This window comes from Streptomyces asoensis (assembly GCF_013085465.1).
Lineage (GTDB): Bacteria > Actinomycetota > Actinomycetes > Streptomycetales > Streptomycetaceae > Streptomyces > Streptomyces cacaoi_A.
Map to the genome: position 1 here is coordinate 7298272 of NZ_CP049838.1, position 16746 is coordinate 7315017.

General features: G+C 72.6%; 14 protein-coding genes. 10 read left to right on the forward strand and 4 right to left on the reverse strand.

What is annotated here, in order from left to right; all coding sequences use genetic code 11:
* Nucleotides 1–62 precede the first annotated feature (62 nt).
* The 5 genes from rimO to G9272_RS32895 all read left to right on the forward strand — a co-directional run bounded on the left by rimO (nt 63) and on the right by G9272_RS32895 (nt 4057).
* The gene (rimO, locus tag G9272_RS32875; protein WP_171399869.1) at nt 63–1532 is read left to right on the forward strand and encodes a 30S ribosomal protein S12 methylthiotransferase RimO; all 1470 of its coding nucleotides are present in this window, start codon (nt 63–65) and stop codon (nt 1530–1532) included.
* Nucleotides 1529–2347, forward strand: coding sequence for a CDP-diacylglycerol--glycerol-3-phosphate 3-phosphatidyltransferase (pgsA, locus tag G9272_RS32880; protein WP_171399870.1), 819 nt, complete (start codon nt 1529–1531; stop codon nt 2345–2347). The genes rimO and pgsA overlap by 4 nt, the downstream gene beginning before the upstream one ends.
* Complete coding sequence (locus G9272_RS32885; RefSeq protein WP_171399871.1) at nt 2344–2889, forward strand: CinA family protein; 546 nt, start codon at nt 2344–2346, stop codon at nt 2887–2889. The genes pgsA and G9272_RS32885 overlap by 4 nt, the downstream gene beginning before the upstream one ends.
* A gap of 109 nt (nt 2890–2998) precedes the next feature.
* The gene (locus G9272_RS32890) at nt 2999–3379 is read left to right on the forward strand and encodes a helix-turn-helix domain-containing protein (protein ID WP_171399872.1); all 381 of its coding nucleotides are present in this window, start codon (nt 2999–3001) and stop codon (nt 3377–3379) included.
* A gap of 207 nt (nt 3380–3586) precedes the next feature.
* Nucleotides 3587–4057 carry a Dps family protein gene (locus G9272_RS32895; protein WP_171399873.1) on the forward strand — a complete coding sequence of 157 codons (471 nt, stop codon included), beginning with the start codon at nt 3587–3589 and terminating at the stop codon, nt 4055–4057.
* A gap of 1231 nt (nt 4058–5288) precedes the next feature.
* Here G9272_RS32895 and G9272_RS32900 read toward each other — a convergent pair.
* From G9272_RS32900 to G9272_RS32910, 3 genes are all read right to left on the reverse strand, one after another.
* Nucleotides 5289–6053 carry an SDR family NAD(P)-dependent oxidoreductase gene (locus G9272_RS32900; protein ID WP_171399874.1) on the reverse strand — a complete coding sequence of 255 codons (765 nt, stop codon included), beginning with the start codon at nt 6051–6053 and terminating at the stop codon, nt 5289–5291.
* 107 nt (nt 6054–6160) lie between these two features.
* Nucleotides 6161–7003: an Fpg/Nei family DNA glycosylase gene (locus tag G9272_RS32905; RefSeq protein WP_171399875.1), complete on the reverse strand. Its 843-nt coding sequence runs from the start codon at nt 7001–7003 to the stop codon at nt 6161–6163.
* 44 nt (nt 7004–7047) lie between these two features.
* A complete protein-coding gene (locus G9272_RS32910; protein ID WP_171399876.1) occupies nt 7048–12042 on the reverse strand; it encodes an ATP-dependent helicase in 4995 nt (1664 codons plus the stop codon).
* 174 nt (nt 12043–12216) lie between these two features.
* On the opposite strand from G9272_RS32910, the gene G9272_RS32915 reads away from it, so the two are divergent.
* The 3 genes from G9272_RS32915 to G9272_RS32925 are packed head-to-tail and all read left to right on the forward strand — an operon-like array spanning nt 12217 to nt 14152.
* Nucleotides 12217–13191 (forward strand): AraC family transcriptional regulator, encoded by a 975-nt coding sequence (locus G9272_RS32915; RefSeq protein ID WP_171399877.1) that lies wholly within the window; start codon nt 12217–12219, stop codon nt 13189–13191.
* The gene (locus tag G9272_RS32920) at nt 13092–13847 is read left to right on the forward strand and encodes an AzlC family ABC transporter permease (protein WP_171399878.1); all 756 of its coding nucleotides are present in this window, start codon (nt 13092–13094) and stop codon (nt 13845–13847) included. The genes G9272_RS32915 and G9272_RS32920 overlap by 100 nt, the downstream gene beginning before the upstream one ends.
* The gene (locus tag G9272_RS32925) at nt 13844–14152 is read left to right on the forward strand and encodes an AzlD domain-containing protein (RefSeq protein WP_171399879.1); all 309 of its coding nucleotides are present in this window, start codon (nt 13844–13846) and stop codon (nt 14150–14152) included. Before G9272_RS32920 ends, G9272_RS32925 begins: the two co-directional genes overlap by 4 nt.
* Before the next feature lie 54 nt (nt 14153–14206).
* Here G9272_RS32925 and G9272_RS32930 read toward each other — a convergent pair whose 3' ends face one another.
* On the reverse strand, nt 14207–15151 hold the full coding sequence (locus tag G9272_RS32930) for a hypothetical protein (protein WP_171399880.1): 945 nt from the start codon (nt 15149–15151) through the stop codon (nt 14207–14209).
* Between the two features lie 79 nt (nt 15152–15230).
* Here G9272_RS32930 and G9272_RS32935 point away from each other — a divergent pair, with 79 nt between their 5' ends.
* Both G9272_RS32935 and G9272_RS32940 read left to right on the forward strand, forming a co-directional pair.
* Entirely contained in the window at nt 15231–15425 is a 195-nt protein-coding gene (locus G9272_RS32935; protein WP_171399881.1) for a DUF3046 domain-containing protein, read from the forward strand.
* Nucleotides 15426–15485: 60 nt separating this feature from the next.
* Nucleotides 15486–16739, forward strand: a complete 1254-nt coding sequence (locus tag G9272_RS32940; RefSeq protein WP_171399882.1) for an AI-2E family transporter — start codon at nt 15486–15488, stop codon at nt 16737–16739.
* The last annotated feature ends 7 nt before the right edge of the window (nt 16740–16746 follow it).

Sequence of the window (16746 nt, forward strand, 5' to 3'; positions counted from 1 at the left end):
TTGGCGAAGATCGCCAACCCCGTCGACGTTCGGTGTCGGTGGGACAAAGTAGTCTTGAGCCCATGCCTGAACGCCGTACCGTCGCACTCGTCACCCTTGGCTGCGCCCGTAACGAGGTGGACTCGGAGGAGCTCGCAGGCCGTTTGGAGGCGGACGGCTGGCAGCTCGTGGAGGACGCCGAGGACGCGGACGTAGCCGTCGTCAACACCTGCGGCTTCGTCGACGCCGCCAAGAAGGACTCCGTCGACGCCCTGCTGGAGGCCAACGACCTCAAGGGGCATGGCAGAACCCAGGCCGTCGTGGCGGTGGGCTGCATGGCCGAGCGGTACGGCAAGGAACTCGCCGACGCCCTGCCCGAGGCCGACGGTGTGCTCGGCTTCGACGACTACTCCGACATCTCCGACCGCCTCCAGACCATCCTGAACGGCGGCATCCACGCCTCCCACACTCCGCGCGACCGGCGCAAGCTGCTGCCGATCAGCCCGGCGGAGCGGCAGGAGTCTGCCGCCTCGGTGGCCCTGCCCGGCCATGGACCGAACGACCTTCCCGAGGGTGTCGCCCCGGCCTCCGGCCCGCGCGCGCCCCTGCGGCGTCGGCTCGACGGCGCCCCGGTCGCCTCGGTCAAGCTCGCCTCCGGCTGCGACCGGCGCTGCACCTTCTGCGCCATCCCGTCCTTCCGCGGCTCCTTCATCTCGCGGCGGCCGAGCGACGTGCTGAACGAGACACGGTGGCTGGCCGAGCAGGGCGTCAAGGAGATCATGCTGGTCTCCGAGAACAACACCTCCTACGGCAAGGACCTCGGCGACATCCGGCTGCTGGAGTCGCTGCTGCCCGAGCTGGCGGACGTCGACGGCCTCGAGCGGGTGCGGGTCAGCTACCTCCAGCCGGCCGAGATGCGGCCCGGCCTGATCGACGTGCTGACCTCGACGCCGAAGATCGCGCCCTACTTCGACCTGTCCTTCCAGCACTCCGCGCCCGGTGTGCTGCGCGCGATGCGCCGCTTCGGCGACACCGACCGCTTCCTGGAACTGCTCGACACCATCCGCAGCAAGGCGCCCCAGGCGGGTGTGCGCTCCAACTTCATCGTGGGCTTCCCCGGTGAGTCCGAGGCCGACCTGGCCGAGCTGGAGCGCTTCCTGAACGGCGCGCGCCTCGACGCGATCGGCGTCTTCGGCTACTCCGACGAGGACGGCACCGAGGCCGCGACGTACGACGACAAGCTCGACGTCGACGTCGTCGCGGAGCGGCTCGCCCGGGTCTCCCGGCTCGCCGAGGAGCTCGTCTCGCAGCGGGCCGAGGAGCGGGTCGGCGAGACCGTGCACGTACTGGTCGAGTCGGTGGACGAGGAGGGCGTGTACGGCCGTGGGGAGCACCAGGCTCCGGAGACGGACGGCCAGGTGCTGCTCACATCGGGCGGAAACCTGAGCGTCGGTCGTATGGTCGAGGCGAAGGTGGTCGGTACCGAAGGTGTCGACCTGGTGGCCGAGCCCCTGCCGGGCTCGTTCGGGTGTAGCGAGGAGGCGGGCAGATGACGGGTGTTCCGGCATCGGCTGCGGGCGGCTCCTCACAGGCCTCACCGGCGTCGCAGGCCACACCGGCTTCGCAGACCTCACCGGGTTCCCAGGCTTCGCAGGCCGCACCGGCGGCGGGCGCCGTGGTGGCTCCTTCGGGAGTGACTGCCGACGCCGCCGCGATCGCCGACCCGGAGGGTGCCGGCAAGCCGCCGCGGGGCGCGAAGCTGGCGGCCGCCGCCGTCAACCAGGCCAGCGTCTGGAACATCGCCAATCTGCTGACGATGCTTCGGCTGGTCCTGGTGCCCGGCTTCGTCGCGCTGATGCTGGCCGACGGCGGCTACGACCCGGCATGGCGTGCGTTCGCCTGGGCGGCCTTCGCGATCGCCATGATCACCGACCTGTTCGACGGGCACCTGGCGCGGACGTACAACCTCGTCACCGACTTCGGGAAGATCGCCGACCCCATCGCCGACAAGGCGATCATGGGAGCGGCGCTGATCTGCCTCTCCTCGCTCGGCGACCTGCCGTGGTGGGTGACGATCGTGATCCTCGCCCGGGAACTCGGGATCACGCTGATGCGTTTCGTAGTCATCCGGTACGGGGTCATCCCGGCGAGCCGGGGCGGCAAGCTGAAGACGCTCACGCAGGGCGTGGCGGTCGGGATGTACGTCCTGGCGCTGACGGGCTGGCTGGCCACTCTGAGGTGGTGGGTGATGGCCGCGGCGGTCGTCCTGACCGTGGTGACCGGGCTCGACTACGTAAGACAGGCCGTTGTGCTGCGCAGGCAGGGAATCGCCGAGCGCAAGGCCGCGTTGGAGGAGACGCAAGCGTGAATTCCCCGGCCACCGACGTGGTGCGACTACTCACGGTGAAGGAAGAGACTCTCGCCGTGGCCGAGTCGCTGACCGGTGGCCTGGTTGCGGCGGAGATCACAACGATCCCCGGCGCGTCCAAGGTCTTCCGTGGTTCCGTCACCGCCTACGCCAGCGACCTCAAGCACGCACTGCTCGCGGTGGACGCGGACCTGCTGGCCGCGCGCGGGGCCGTGGACGCGCAGGTCGCGGCCCAGATGGCCGCCGGAGTGCGGAAGGCGCTGGGGGCCGACTGGGGCATCGCGACCACGGGCGTCGCCGGCCCCGACCCCCAGGACGGACAGCCGGTGGGGACGGTTTTCGTGGCGGTGGACGGCCCGATCGGGGCGGGTTCCGGTTCTGCCGGCGGCGGAAAAGTGGAGGCCCTGCGGTTGAACGGCGACCGGGCGGAAATTCGTAGAGAGAGTGTACGGAGCGTACTCGCACTGCTCCTGACAGAGCTTGCGGGCGAACACACCGGGAATGAGCGGGCACAGGATACGGAACAGAACGGGGGGTTTTGATGTTTGCAGCCCTGAGTGAACACGACATCGCTCCCCGCACGGCCGCAGCGCAAGGCGGTACGGTGGGGCGTGAAGGATGCGGCTACGCGGTCCGAGGAGGGAGCCACCGATGATTCTGCTCCGTCGCCTGCTGGGTGACGTGCTGCGTCGGCAGCGCCAGCGCCAGGGCCGTACTCTGCGCGAAGTCTCCTCGTCCGCCCGAGTCTCACTCGGCTATCTCTCCGAGGTGGAGCGGGGGCAGAAGGAGGCTTCCTCCGAGCTGCTCTCCGCCATCTGCGACGCGCTGGACGTACGGATGTCCGAGCTCATGCGGGAAGTGAGCGACGAGCTCGCTCTCGCCGAGCTGGCTCAGTCTGCTGCCGCCACCCCCAGCGCGCCTGTACCGGCGTCGGTTCGTCCGATGCTGGGTTCCGTGTCGGTGACCGGTGTGCCACCGGAGCGGGTGACCATCAAGGCACCCGCCGAGGCGGTGGATGTGGTCGCCGCGTGACATTCACGCGCGCGGGCGTGTGACGCGTGCGCGTGTGACGCGACGCAGGCACGTAGGAAGGCATGTGTGAGGCCCCGGCCGGGGCTTCTCCGGGAAGACCCGGAGAAGGTGCGGTCGGGGTTTTTCGCGTCTGTCGTCCGTTTGCCGGTGCGGGGTGCCGAGGTCATCGTGGAGGGGCACGTCGGGGGTCAACCACCGGAGGTACCGATGTACGTCGTGAAGAGTCCCCTGTCCGACGCCGACCTGAAGACCGTCTCGGAGGCGTTGCAGGGCGCGCTCGTCGACCTGGTCGACCTGTCGCTCGTCGCCAAACAGGTCCACTGGAACGTCGTCGGGCCCCGTTTCCGGTCCGTCCACCTCCAGCTCGACGAGGTCGTGGACGTCGCCCGCGCCCACTCCGACACCGTGGCGGAGCGAGCCTCGGCGCTGGGCGTCTCACCGGACGGACGTGCGGCGACGGTGGCGGCCGGCAGTGGGATCAGTGCGGTGGCGGGGGGCTGGGTCAAGGATGCCGACGCGGTGGGCACGCTCGTCGCCGCTCTGGGCGCGGTGATCACCCGGATGCGGGAGCGGGTGATGGCCACGGGTGACGCGGATCCTGTGAGCCAGGACATCTTCATCGGGATCACCGCCGATCTCGAGAAGCATCACTGGATGTTCCAGGCGGAGAGCGTGTGAGGCGGCGGGGGCGCGGGTGGCGGATCGGCTCGACTGATGCGCCGATGTGCCGCCCGTGCGCCCTGCCGGGGGTGAGGGCGGGCGTCTAGCGTCGGCTTCTGCGGAGGCGCGGGGGGTTACTGGGTGCCGTGGTGAGGCTCGGGCTGGAGGTGACGGCCATGGTGGGGCGAATAGCGGGGCGTGGGGCCGTGCTGGGGCTCGGCCTGGGGTTGGGCACGGTGTGGTGGTGGGCCGTGCTGAGGCTCGCCGTGGCGTCCGACGCCGGGGTGCTGGAGGGAGCGGTCGCCGCGGGAGGGTGGGGGCTGAGCCTGCTACCGGTGCACTGTGTGGCCAAGGCGCGTGCGGTGGGGGCGGTCGGGGAGGGGCGATGGAGGGCTGCTTGGCGGGGGGTCGCGGAGGGCGGAAGAGCCGGTGGTGGGGGCGCGGGGGGTGGGGGCGGCGCTGCGGGGGAGGCACGGGGGTAGGGGTCCGTGGGCGGGGGCTGGGGGCCTTCGGCGGGGTGAGGAGGGGGCTGGGCTGTGCCGTCCTCGCGCTCGGCGTGGCGCTGGGTCCGATGCTTGGCCCGATCCTTGGGGCGATGATCTTCGCCCACGGCTGGAACAAGGTGGCGGGGCCGGGCGGGCTGGAAGGGGGTACCGGCGGCTGGGAATGCTGGCTGGGGCCTGGGGGCCTGGGGGCCTGGGTGCTGGGTGCTGGGTGCTGGGTCCCGGGTGACCGCCGTGGGCGTGGCGAGAGGGCTGGGTGCCCGGGCGACCGCTGTGGAAGTGGGGCCTGGAGGAGGCCGAGGCTGTCTCGGGTGGGGGCTGTGCTGTGCGGACGGCGTTGGTTTGGGTGGGGCCTCTGGCGGTGCGGTGGGGCCGAGGTGCGGTTGTGAGGCCGGGGAGGGGCGAGGCGGGGCGGGGTGCGGGTGCGGCGGGCTTGAGAGACGGGGTCGGGGTGGGGTGGGGTGCAGGCGTGGTGGGGCCTGGGAGGGGCGAGCCGAGGTGCGGGGGTGCGGGTGCGGCCGGCTTGAGAGACCGGGGTCGGGTGTGGGGTGGGGTGCAGGCGGGGGGCGAGGCGGGGCGCGGGGTGAGGCGGGCCTGGGATGCCGGGTTCGGGGCGGGGTGTGTGCAGGCGTGGTGAGGGCTGCGAGGGGGCGAGGTGGGGGCTGGGAGGCGGGCGTGGTGGGGCTGGGAGGGGATGGGAGCGGAGGGCGCCGAGGGGGTCCGTCAAGGTGTCCGTGGGGTGGCGGTTACCAGGGCATTGCCACGCCGCCGTTCGGGCGGAGGATTTGGCCCGTTGTGAACGCCGACGCGTCCGAGGCCAGGTGGAGTACGGCGTGGGCGATGTCCTCGGGTTCGCCGACCCGGCCCAGGGGCGACATACGGGCCATGAGCGCCTCGGTGTGCGCCTGTGCGCCGGCGTCATGGCGGTCGGTCATGGGCGTGCGGATCCAGCCCGGGGCGACGGCGTTGACACGGATGCCGTGCCGGCCGACCTCCGTCGCCAGCGTCTTCGTCAACTGGACTACGGCCGCCTTGGCGACGCCGTAGCAGAGCAGACCGGGGCCGCCGGTGTCCACGGCGCCCGACGCCATGGTGACGATGCTGCCGCCGGTGTCGCGCGCCAGCATCAGGCGGGCCGCCTCCTGGCAGGCGTACAGCACTCCCTTGAAGTTCACGGCCAGGACCCGGTCGAGGTCCTCGTCCCGGGTCTCCAGGACCGGACTGCTGTGCATGATGCCGGCGACGGCGGCCATGACGTCGAGTCGCTCGCAGGACTCGACGGCCTGCCGGACCTGGACGCGGTCGGTGACGTCGAGATGGTGGGTGCGGGCCGTGCCGCCCCGGTCCTTGATCAGCGTCGCCGTTTCGTGCAGGCCCTGCTCGTCGCGGTCCGCGCCGTGCACGGTGGCGCCCGCCTGGGCGAGCAGCACGGCGCAGGCGCGGCCGATTCCGCTCGCGGCGCCGGTGACGAATGCGGTGCGTCCGGTGAGGTCGTACGCCTTCACGGCCATGAAGGGACGGTACGAGGGTTTCTGACGGTCCGTCAATTGTGATGGGCTTGTTCGGGTGTTGCGGGCGGCTCGTCAACGAGGTTCCGGGGAGCGGTCGTTGAGGGGCGTCACCGGATGGTGCGGGGGCGGATACGGCGCGTAGGCGGGGAGCCCGGTGCCGGGGCGGGGCCGGTCTGGCAGACGGGGCACCAGTAGGTCGGACGCTCGCGGGAGCCGTCGCCCTGGTCGGCGACCCGGACCTGTGTTCCGCAGCGCAGGCAGGGGCGGGGTGCGCGGCCGTAGACGAACAGGTTCTGGCCGCGGCGGCCCGTCGTGTTGCGGACCGGGTGGTCGCGGTTGGCCTCCAGGAGCTTCTGCGCGAGGGCGGGCAGCTTCGCGGCGCGGTCGGCGGGGAGCGCGCCGACGGGGAGCCATGGGGTGACGCCGAGGAGGAAGCAGAGCTCGCTCTTGTACACGTTGCCGATGCCGGCGAGATTGCGCTGGTCGAGGAGGGCCTCGCCGAGGGAACGGGCGGGGTCCGTGAGGAGGTTGGCGAGGGCTCGATCGGGGTTCCAGTCGGGGCCCAGCAGGTCGGGGCCGAGGTGGCCGACGGCTCGTGGCTCGTCGGCGGTGCGCAACAGGTCGAGGACGGGGAGGCGGTAACCGACGGCGGTGCGGTCGTGGGTACCGAGGATCGCCCGGATCTGGTGCGCCGGGCCGCCGGTCCAGCGCTGGTCGTTCGTGAACACCTTCCACGAGCCGTCCATCCGCAGGTGCGAGTGGAGCGTCAGGTCGCCTTCGATGCGGGTGAGGAGATGCTTGCCGCGCGGAGTGACGTCCAGGACGGTGCGGCCGGTGAGGTCGGCGGTGGCGTACTTGGGCACCCGGAGATCCGAACGGGTCAGCACCTTGCCCGCGAGGGCGTCGTTCAGGCGCCTCGCGGCCTGCCAGACCGTGTCACCTTCGGGCATGGGTCAAGGGTGACATGCGAGTCGCTCCGGGCGCGGTGTGGCGCTCATGCACGCAGCCGCAGGCCGCGAGGGGTCGCGATGAAGCCCGCTCCTTCCAGGAGGGCGCCGATGGGGGAGGTGAGAGCCGAGGTGCCGTTGACGCGCTCCACCGTGACCGTGCCGAGAGAGCCCGCGCGCGCGGCCTCCGCGAGGGCCTGCGCGGCGGTGTGCAGGCGCGGGTCGTCGGTGGGGGTGTCCTCGCCGTCCGGGGTGGACGGCCAGGCCAGCAGGGTCTTGCCGCCGCGTTCCATGTAGAGCGTCAGTTCGCCGTCCACGAGCACCACCAGGGAGCCGGCCTTGCGGCCCGGCTTGTGCCCGGCGCCGCTCGGTGGCTCGGGCCAGCCCAGGGCGGCGCCGTATGCGTTCGCAGGGTCGGCGGCGGCGAGGACGACGGCGCGGGAGACGCCGGATGCGGTGCCGTAGCGGTTGCGGTGCTGGGCGCGCAGGGGGTTGTGGTGGTCGGGGAAACCTGAGCCGGCCGGGAAGCCCGAGCTGTTCGGCCTGCCTGTGCCGTCCGGACCGTCTGAGCCGTTCGGGAAGCCGCTGCCCCCGCGTGGGCCACCGGCGCCCGGGGAGGCGAAGTCGCGGGGGGAGGCGTACTCGTCCGGCGAGGCGGGGGCCGCCGGGGCGTCGAAGGGGGAGGGCGGGCGGGCGTCGAGGCCGGGGACGTCCCAGGTGTCGTCTGCCGGGAAGCCGTCGGGGAAGGCGAAGCCGTCCGAGGGGCTCGCCGCCGGGTTCGGGCCGGGCGGCGGCTCGCCGCGGTCGCGGGCGTTGGCCACGGCGCGCAGTCGGTCCACGGCGCCGTCCATGGCGAACTGCGCCGCGCCGAGGCCTTCGACGACATACCCGCGACGGGCCTGACCGCTCTCCTCGAAGACGGACAGGATGCGGTACGTCGCCGAGAAGCCGCCTTCGACGCCCTCGGCCGCGACCGCGCCCCGCGTCACCACGCCGTGCCGGTCGAGGAGCGTACGGGCGAGGGCGTGGGCGCGGACCGTGGGGTCGGACTCGTGGGCCGGCAGCAGGGACCAGCGTCCGGCGACGGTCGGAGGGCCGCTGCGGGAAGCGGGGCGGGCCGCTGCCGTCAACGAGCCGTAGCGGCCGCGCGGGACGCTGCGCTTGGCGCGGTGGGCCGTGGAGCCGGCCGTGCGCCCCGAGCCCAGCAGGGCGCGCAGGGGGGTGAGCGTGTCGTTGGTGAGCCGACCGGACCAGGCCAGGTCCCAGACGGTGTCGGCGAGCTGCGGGTCGGTGGCGTCGGGGTGCGTGGTGGCGCGGACCTGGTCGGCGATCTGGCGGAAGAACAGGCCGTAGCCCCCGGAGAGGGCGTCCAGGACCGACTGGTGCAGTGCCGTCAGTTCCAGAGGGTGGGGCGGCGGCAGGAGCAGGGGCGCCGCGTCCGCCACGTACAGGGAGATCCAGCCGTCCTTGCCGGGGAGGGCGCCCGCTCCGGCCCAGACAACCTCTCCGGAGGCGGTGAGTTCGTCCAGCATCGCCGGGGCGTAGTCCCGCACGCGGGACGGCAGGACGAGCTTCTCCAGGGCCGAGGCGGGCACCGAAGCGCCCTGGAGCTGTTCGACGGCGCGCACCAGTCCGTCGGTCCCGCGCAGGGAGTGGCCCTTGCCGATGTGCTGCCACTGGGGCAGGAACTGGGCCAGCGCGGGCGGCGGTACCGGCTCCAGTTCGTGCCGCAGGGCGGCCAGGGAGCGGCGGCGCAGCCTGCGCAGGACCGTTGCGTCGCACCACTCCTGGCCGATGCCGGCCGGGTGGAACTCGCCCTGGACGACGCGCCCGCCGGCCGAGAGCCGCTGGAGGGCGCCCTCGGTCACCGCCACGCCGAGGCCGAAGCGGGCGGCGGCGTCTGCCGAGGTGAACGGGCCGTGGGTGCGTGCGTAACGCGCGAGGAGGTCGCCGAGCGGGTCCTTGACCGGCTCCGTGAAGGCTTCCGGCACACCTACCGGGAGCGCCGTGCCGAGCGCGTCGCGCAGCCGGCCCGCGTCCTCGATCGCGGCCCAGTGGTCGGCGCCCGCGATACGGACCCGGATGGCACGGCGGGCGGCGGCCAGCTCCTGCGCCCAGTGCGGTTCGGCGCCGCGCTCGGTCAGCTCGGCGTCGGTGAGCGGACCGAGCAGGCGCAGGATGTCCGCGATGCCTTCGGTGTCCTTCACCCGGCGGTCCTCGGTGAGCCACTGGAGTTCCCGCTCCAGTTCCGTGAGGACCTCGGCGTCGAGCAGTTCGCGCAGCTCCGCCTGGCCGAGCAGCTCGGCCAGCAGGCGCGAGTCCAGGGAGAGGGCGGCCGCGCGGCGCTCGGCGAGCGGGGAGTCTCCTTCGTAGAGGAACTGGGCGACGTAGCCGAAGAGGAGGGAGCGGGCGAAGGGGGACGGCTCCGGGGTGGTGACCTCGACCAGGCGGACCTTGCGGGCCTCCAGGTCACCCATCAGTTCCACGAGTCCGGGAACGTCGAAGACGTCCTGGAGGCACTCGCGCACCGCTTCCAGGACGATCGGGAACGAGCCGAACTCGCTCGCCACCTGGAGCAGTTGGGCGGCGCGCTGGCGCTGCTGCCACAGCGGGGTGCGCTTGCCGGGGTTGCGGCGCGGCAACAGCAGCGCGCGGGCGGCGCACTCGCGGAAGCGGGCCGCGAACAGGGCCGAGCCGCCGACCTGATCGGTGACGATCTGATCGACCTCGCCCTTGTCGAAGACGACGTCGGCCGCGCCGACCGGTGCCTGCTCGGCGTCGTATTCCGTGCCGGCCTTCGAAGGCTCCTGGTCGAGCAGGTCCAGGCTCATGAGGTCGGCGTCCGGCAGCCGCAGGACGATGCCGTCGTCGGCGTGCATGACCTGGGCGTCCATGCCGTAGCGCTCGGAGAGTTTGGCGCCCAGCGCGAGGGCCCAGGGGGCGTGGACCTGGGCGCCGAAGGGGGAGTGGACGACGACCCGCCAGTCGCCCAGTTCGTCCCGGAAGCGCTCCACGACGATCGTGCGGTCGTCCGGGACGTGTCCGCAGGCCTGGCGCTGCTCGTCCAGGTAGGAGAGCACGTTGTCGGCCGCCCAGGCGTCCAGGCCCGCGGTGAGCAGCCGGAGCCGGGCGTCGTCCTTGGGCAGGGAGCCGACCTCGCGCAGGAACGCGCCCACCGCGCGGCCGAGCTCCAGCGGGCGGCCCAGCTGGTCGCCTTTCCAGAACGGCAGACGGCCCGGGACGCCGGGGGCGGGGGAGACCAGGACGCGGTCGCGTGTGATGTCCTCGATGCGCCAGGAGCTGGTGCCGAGCGTGAAGACGTCGCCCACGCGCGACTCGTACACCATCTCCTCGTCGAGCTCGCCGACCCGCCCGCCGCCCTTCTTGGGGTCGGCGCCCGCCAGGAAGACGCCGAACAGGCCCCGGTCGGGGATCGTGCCTCCGGAGGTGACGGCGAGACGCTGGGCGCCGGGACGGCCGGTGATCGTGCCGGCGACGCGGTCCCACACCACACGCGGGCGCAGCTCGGCGAACGCGTCGGACGGGTAGCGGCCGGCCAGCATGTCCAGGACCGCCGTGAACGCGGACTCCGGGAGTGACGCGAACGGGGCGGCGCGGCGGACCGTGGTGAGCAGGTCGTCGACCTGCCAGGTGTCGAGCGCGGTCATGGCGACGAGCTGCTGCGCCAGGACGTCCAAGGGGTTGGCGGGGACCTTCAGGGACTCGATCGAGCCCGTGCGCATCCGCTCGGTGACCACTGCCGCCTGGACGAGGTCACCGCGGTACTTCGGGAAGACCACACCGGTGGACACGGCGCCCACCTGGTGTCCCGCGCGGCCGACGCGCTGGAGGCCCGAGGCCACGGAAGGCGGTGATTCCACCTGGACGACGAGATCCACCGCGCCCATGTCGATGCCGAGCTCGAGGCTGGAGGTCGCCACGACGGCGGGCAGCCGGCCCGCCTTGAGGTCCTCCTCCACGAGTGCGCGTTGTTCCTTAGAGACCGAGCCGTGGTGGGCGCGCGCGATGACGGGCGGAGCGCCCTGGGTCGCACCCGAGCCACCCATGAGCTCTGCGGGCGAGTGGTGCTCGTCCAGCGGCTCGCCGGTGGCCCGCTCGTAGGCGATCTCGTTGAGCCGGTTGCACAGGCGTTCGGCGAGACGGCGGGAATTGGCGAACACGATGGTGGAGCGGTGGGCCTGGACGAGGTCGGCGATCCGCTCCTCGACGTGCGGCCAGATCGACGGGCGCTCCGCCCCTTCCGAGCCTTCGGCGACCGGGGAGCCGCCCAGCTCGCCCAGGTCCTCCACGGGGACGACGACCGAGAGGTCGAACTCCTTGCCGGACTTCGGCTGGACGATCTCCACCTTGCGGTGCGGGGACAGATACCGAGCCACCTCGTCGACCGGCCGGACCGTGGCCGAGAGGCCGATGCGGCGGGCGGGCTTCGGCAGCAGTTCGTCCAGCCGCTCCAGGGAGAGCGCCAGGTGCGCGCCGCGCTTGGTGCCCGCCACCGCGTGCACCTCGTCCAGGATCACCGTCTCGATGCCCGTCAGCGCGTCGCGCGTGGCCGACGTGAGCATCAGGAACAGCGATTCGGGGGTCGTGATCAGGATGTCCGGGGGGCGGGTGGACAGCGCGCGGCGCTCGGCGGGCGGGGTGTCGCCGGAGCGGATGCCGACCTTGATCTCCGGCTCGGGCAGGCCGAGACGCACGGACTCCTGGCGGATGCCGGTCAGGGGGCTGCGCAGATTGCGCTCCACGTCGACCGCGAGGGCCTTGAGGGGGGAGACGTAGAGGACCCGGCAGCGCTTCTTCGGGTCGGCGGGAGGGGGTGTCGAGGCGAGCTGATCCAGGGCGGCGAGGAAGGCGGCCAGGGTTTTCCCGGAGCCGGTCGGGGCCACCACCAGCACGTCCGCGCCCTCGCCGATGGCCTGCCACGCGCCCGCCTGGGCCGCGGTGGGCGCGGAGAACGCCCCCGTGAACCAGCCGCGGGTCGCGGGGGAGAAGCCGTCGAGGGCTCGGTGTGCGGAGCTGACCATGCGTCCATCCTGCACCCGGCCACTGACAATTGCTCTGACCTGCGCAGATGCGGTGTCACCCGTGCCTGGGCTGTCGGCGTTCGCCTTGCGGCGGGGCGGCGGGGCGGCGGGGCGGCGGGGCGGCGGGGCGGCGGTGGCGCGGTGGTCCGGTGGTGTGTCGCGGAGAATGGGTATGTGGCGCATTCGGGTTCTGGTTCGGGTGAGCTGGCGCGGCACTGGCGGTATGCGGAGCTGCCCGGTGTCGATCTGCTGCGGGCCCGGTATGTCCGCAAGACCTTCGTGCGGCACACCCACGAGCACTTCGTGATCGCTGCCATCGCCGAGGGGGTGGAGGTCTTTCACCACCGAGGGGCCGATCAGTACGCGGGGGCGGGGGCGCTCGCACTGGTCAACCCGGACACGCCGCACACCGGGCGGGCCGGGGTGCCGGAGGGCTGGCGGTACGGGGCCGTGTATCCGTCGCCCGACGTGGTGGCCGAGATCGCGGCCGAGACCACGACCCTTCGTGGCACCCCGGGTTTCGTCAGTCCCGTGCTGGACGATGCCTATGCCGTCGGGCTGGTGCATCAGGTGCTCCGAGCCGCTGAGGAGGGCAATGCGCTGGCCGCCGACACGCTGCTGCGGGTGGCGGTGACGCGGCTGCTGCGGCTCAACGGCGGACCGCTGCCGCAGCGGGAGGTGCGGTCGGCCGGGGCACGGATCGCCGCACGCGCGCGTGGCGTGCTGGAGGAGCGGTTGGCCGATCCGCCGACGCTGGAGGAGCTGGCCGCGGACCTGGGGACCAGCTCGTTCGCGCTGCTGCGGGCCTTCCGGGACGCGTACGGGCTGCCGCCCCATGCCTGGCTGACCGATGCCCGGGTGCGGCGGGCGCGCCGGCTGCTGGACGCGGGGATCGCACCTGCGGAGGCGGCCGTCACGGTGGGGTTCACCGACCAGCCGCACCTCAACCGCCACTTCGCCCGGATCGTCGGAGTCCCTCCAGGGGCGTACCAGCGTGAGCGCAAGAACGTACAAGACCCGCCCGGAGGGCTGCTCCTACCGTCGTGGTCGTGGCAGAACAGACAGCTCTCACGGACAGACGCGCCGACGGCGGGGGACGGCCGGACGCCGCCGTCGTACGGGACGCTCTCGGGGTCGGGATCGCCGTAGGACTCTCCGGGTTCGCCTTCGGGGTGACCTCGGCGGGCAGCGGACTCTCGGTGTGGCAGACCTGCGCGCTCAGTCTTCTCGTCTTCACGGGGGCGTCCCAGTTCGCGCTCGTCGGGGCGCTGGCGACGGGCGGCAATCCCCTGACGGCGGCCGCCGGCGCCTTTTTCCTGGGCGTGCGCAACGCCTTCTACGGACTGCGTCTGTCGCAGTCACTGGCGCTCCCGCGCGCGGTGCGCCCGTTCGCCGCCCAATGGGTGATCGACGAGACGGCGGCGGTCTCGCTCGCCCAGCCCGGAAGGCGTGCCGCGCGCATCGGCTTCGGCGTCACCGGGCTGACTCTGTACGTGCTGTGGAACCTCACCACGTTGCTGGGTGCCCTGGGCGCCGAGGCCATCGGGGACACGGACGCCTGGGGGCTCGACGCGGCCGGGCCCGCCGTCTTCCTCGCGCTGCTCGCGCCCATGCTCAAGACCACCGCCGAGCGGGCCGTCGCCGGGCTCGCGGTGCTCCTGGGGCTGGGCCTGCTGCCCGTGCTGCCCGCCGGAGTGCCCGTGCTGATGGCCGCGCTCGCCGCACCGGTCGTCCTGTACCTCGAGGGGCGGCGCCGGGCCGGTCGGGCGGCCGGTCGGGTCCACACGGGGGAGGAGGAGCGTTGAACACCTGGATCGCGATCGCCGCGACCGCTCTCGGCTGCTATGCCGTCAAGCTCGCCGGACTGCTCGTCCCCGCGGGCCTTCTCGAACGGCCGCTCGTCAGGCGGTTCGCCGCCCTGCTCCCCGTCGCCCTGCTCGCCGCCCTCACCGCCCAGCAGACCTTCGCGGACGGGCACGCGCTCGTGCTGGACGCGAGGGCCGCGGGGCTCGCCGCGGCCGTCGTCGCCCTCCTGCTGCGGGCTCCCTTCCTGCTGGTCGTCGCGGCCGCCGTGGTGGTGACGGCGGGGGTGCGGGCCCTGGGTGGGTGAGGGACGAGGAGGGCCGGTCCAGGTGATGGGCGGGCGCCGGCGGCAGGGGCGGGATCAGCCGATGGCGCGGCCGTAGGCCCTGAGGGTGCGCAGGGCCTCGATCGTCACCATGGGACGGGCCTCCAGGGCGGTGCCGGGTGCCCAGCGGCGCCACCGGATGGGCCAGCCGCCGTCCTGCTGTTGATCGTCGACGAGGTGGTCCAGGGAGCGTGCCATCTCGTCGTCGGTGAACCACGCCCGCGCGAGGGAGTGCGGTGTCCTCGCGAAGTCGTACGGGAAGTGGTGCTCGCCGGGGGCGTAGCCGGGTGCGACCGGATACGCGTCCAGGTGGTCCGGGTCCAGCGCGGCGAGCCGGTGCGCGCGCACCAGGCGGCCCAGCCGGTCGGCGGCCGCCTCCGCGCGCGGGCGGTCGGTGGCGGAGTCCAGGAAGGCCACGGCGGCCTGGACCTCGTACGGATGGGACCGCTCCAGGGAGTCGATCGCCTGCCAGCAGAAGTCGGTGGCCCTGAACAGCCAGGCGTGCCATACGTCGTTGCGGTGCAGCAGGCCCACCACCGGCCCGGTGGACAGGAGTTCGCTGGGCGGGTCGTCCACGATCGGGATGAAGGGGGCCGCAGGGTACCCGCGCTGGCTGGGATGGATCGCCGGCAGTGCGCCGTCGCCGGTGGAGACCGAGGTCAGGTAGCGGCACACCCGCTCCACGCGCCGGCCGCCGAGGCGACCGACGGAGTCCAGGACGCGCAGTGCCCGCACGGTGTGCAGGGGCTGGCTCACGGGGCCGCGCAGATCGGGCTCCAGCGCGTGGCCGTATCCGCCGTCCTCGTTGCGGTAGGCGTCGAGGGCGGTCTCGACGGGGTCGGCGGCGCCGTGCAGGAAGTCGTGCGCGAAGAGGCGCTGCTCCAGCACGCGCGCGGTGAGCCAGACGAAGTGCTCGGCGCGGAAGAGCGGGGAGCGCGCCGAGGGTGTCGGGGGGAGTGGGGATGCTCCGGATTCGGCCATGCGTCAGACCGTAGGGCGGAAAGCGGTCTCGGCAGGCGGTCCCGGCGAGGGGCACCCCCGCGCGCGGGATACTGGTGTCATGCGGTTGACGGTCTTCTGGCAGCGAATGGACGAGCACTTCGGCGCGGGGTACGCCGAGACGTTCGCGCGCGATCACGTGATGGCGGAACTCGGCGGACGCACGGTGCACGAGGCGCTGGCGCACGGCTGGGAGGCCAAGGACGTGTGGCGCGTGGTGTGCACGGTGATGAACGTTCCACAGGAGATGCGCTGATCCCACAAGAAGACCGCAGGCGGTTCTCCGATTGTCGGTGCCGTAGGTGAGACTTGGTCCGTGGCACCCACTGACGAGACCGGGCAGGTCGCCCGGCACACACCCCCGCTCGGCGCGACGCCGCCCACCGGGCCGCCCCCGGCCGACGACGGCGCCGGGCAGGGCGCGCGCATGCCGCGCTGGCTTCCGCGCGCCATGGTGCTCGCGCTCGCTCTCATCGGTGTGTTCCAACTGGGTCTGTGGGCCTTCCACCAGCTCATCGGTCTGCTGCTCAACATCCTGATCGCGTTCTTCCTGGCCCTCGCCATCGAGCCGGCGGTCAGTCGGATGTCGGCCCGCGGGATGCGCAGGGGGTTGGCCACCTTCCTGGTCTCCTTCGGCCTGCTGATCGTCGTCGCCGGCTTCTTCACGCTGCTCGGCTCGATGCTCGCGGGCCAGATCATCAAGATGATCGAGGGCTTCCCGGAGTACCTCGACTCGGTGATCAACTGGGTCAACACCACGTTCCACACCGACCTCAGGCGCGTGGACATCCAGGAGGGCCTGCTCCACTCCGAGTGGCTGAGGAAATACGCCCAGAACAGCGCCGCCGGGGTGCTGGACGTCTCCACACAGGTCCTCGGCGGCCTCTTCCGGCTGCTGACCATCGCCCTGTTCTCGTTCTACTTCGCCGCCGACGGACCGCGCCTGCGCCGCGCGCTGTGCTCCGTCCTGCCGCCCGCCCGGCAGGCCGAGGTGCTGCGGGCGTGGGAGATCGCCGTCGACAAGACCGGCGGCTATCTGTACTCGCGCGGGCTGATGGCGTTGATCTCAGGCGTCGCGCACTACGTGTTGCTCGAGGCGCTCGGCATCCCCTACGCGCCCGTGCTCGCCGTCTGGGTCGGCGTGGTCTCGCAGTTCCTCCCCACCATCGGCACCTATCTCGCGGGCGCCCTGCCCATGCTGATCGCCTTCACGGTCTCGCCCCTGTACGCGCTGTGGGTGCTCATCTTCGTCGTGGTCTACCAGCAGTTCGAGAACTACATGCTTCAGCCCAAGCTGACCTCGAAGACCGTCGACATCCACCCCGCCGTCGCCTTCGGCTCCGTCATCGCGGGCACCGCCCTCCTCGGCGCCGTCGGCGCACTGATCGCCATCCCGGCGGTCGCGACGCTCCAGGCGTTCCTGGGCGCCTACGTGAAGCGTTACGACGTCACGGACGACCCCCGCGTCCACGGACACCGGGAACGCGGGGAGGGACCGCTCACGCGCGCGCGGCGGTTGTGGGGGCGAGTGCGGCATCGGCGGGACGGGTCGCGGGCCGAGTCCGGCTGAGGGGGAG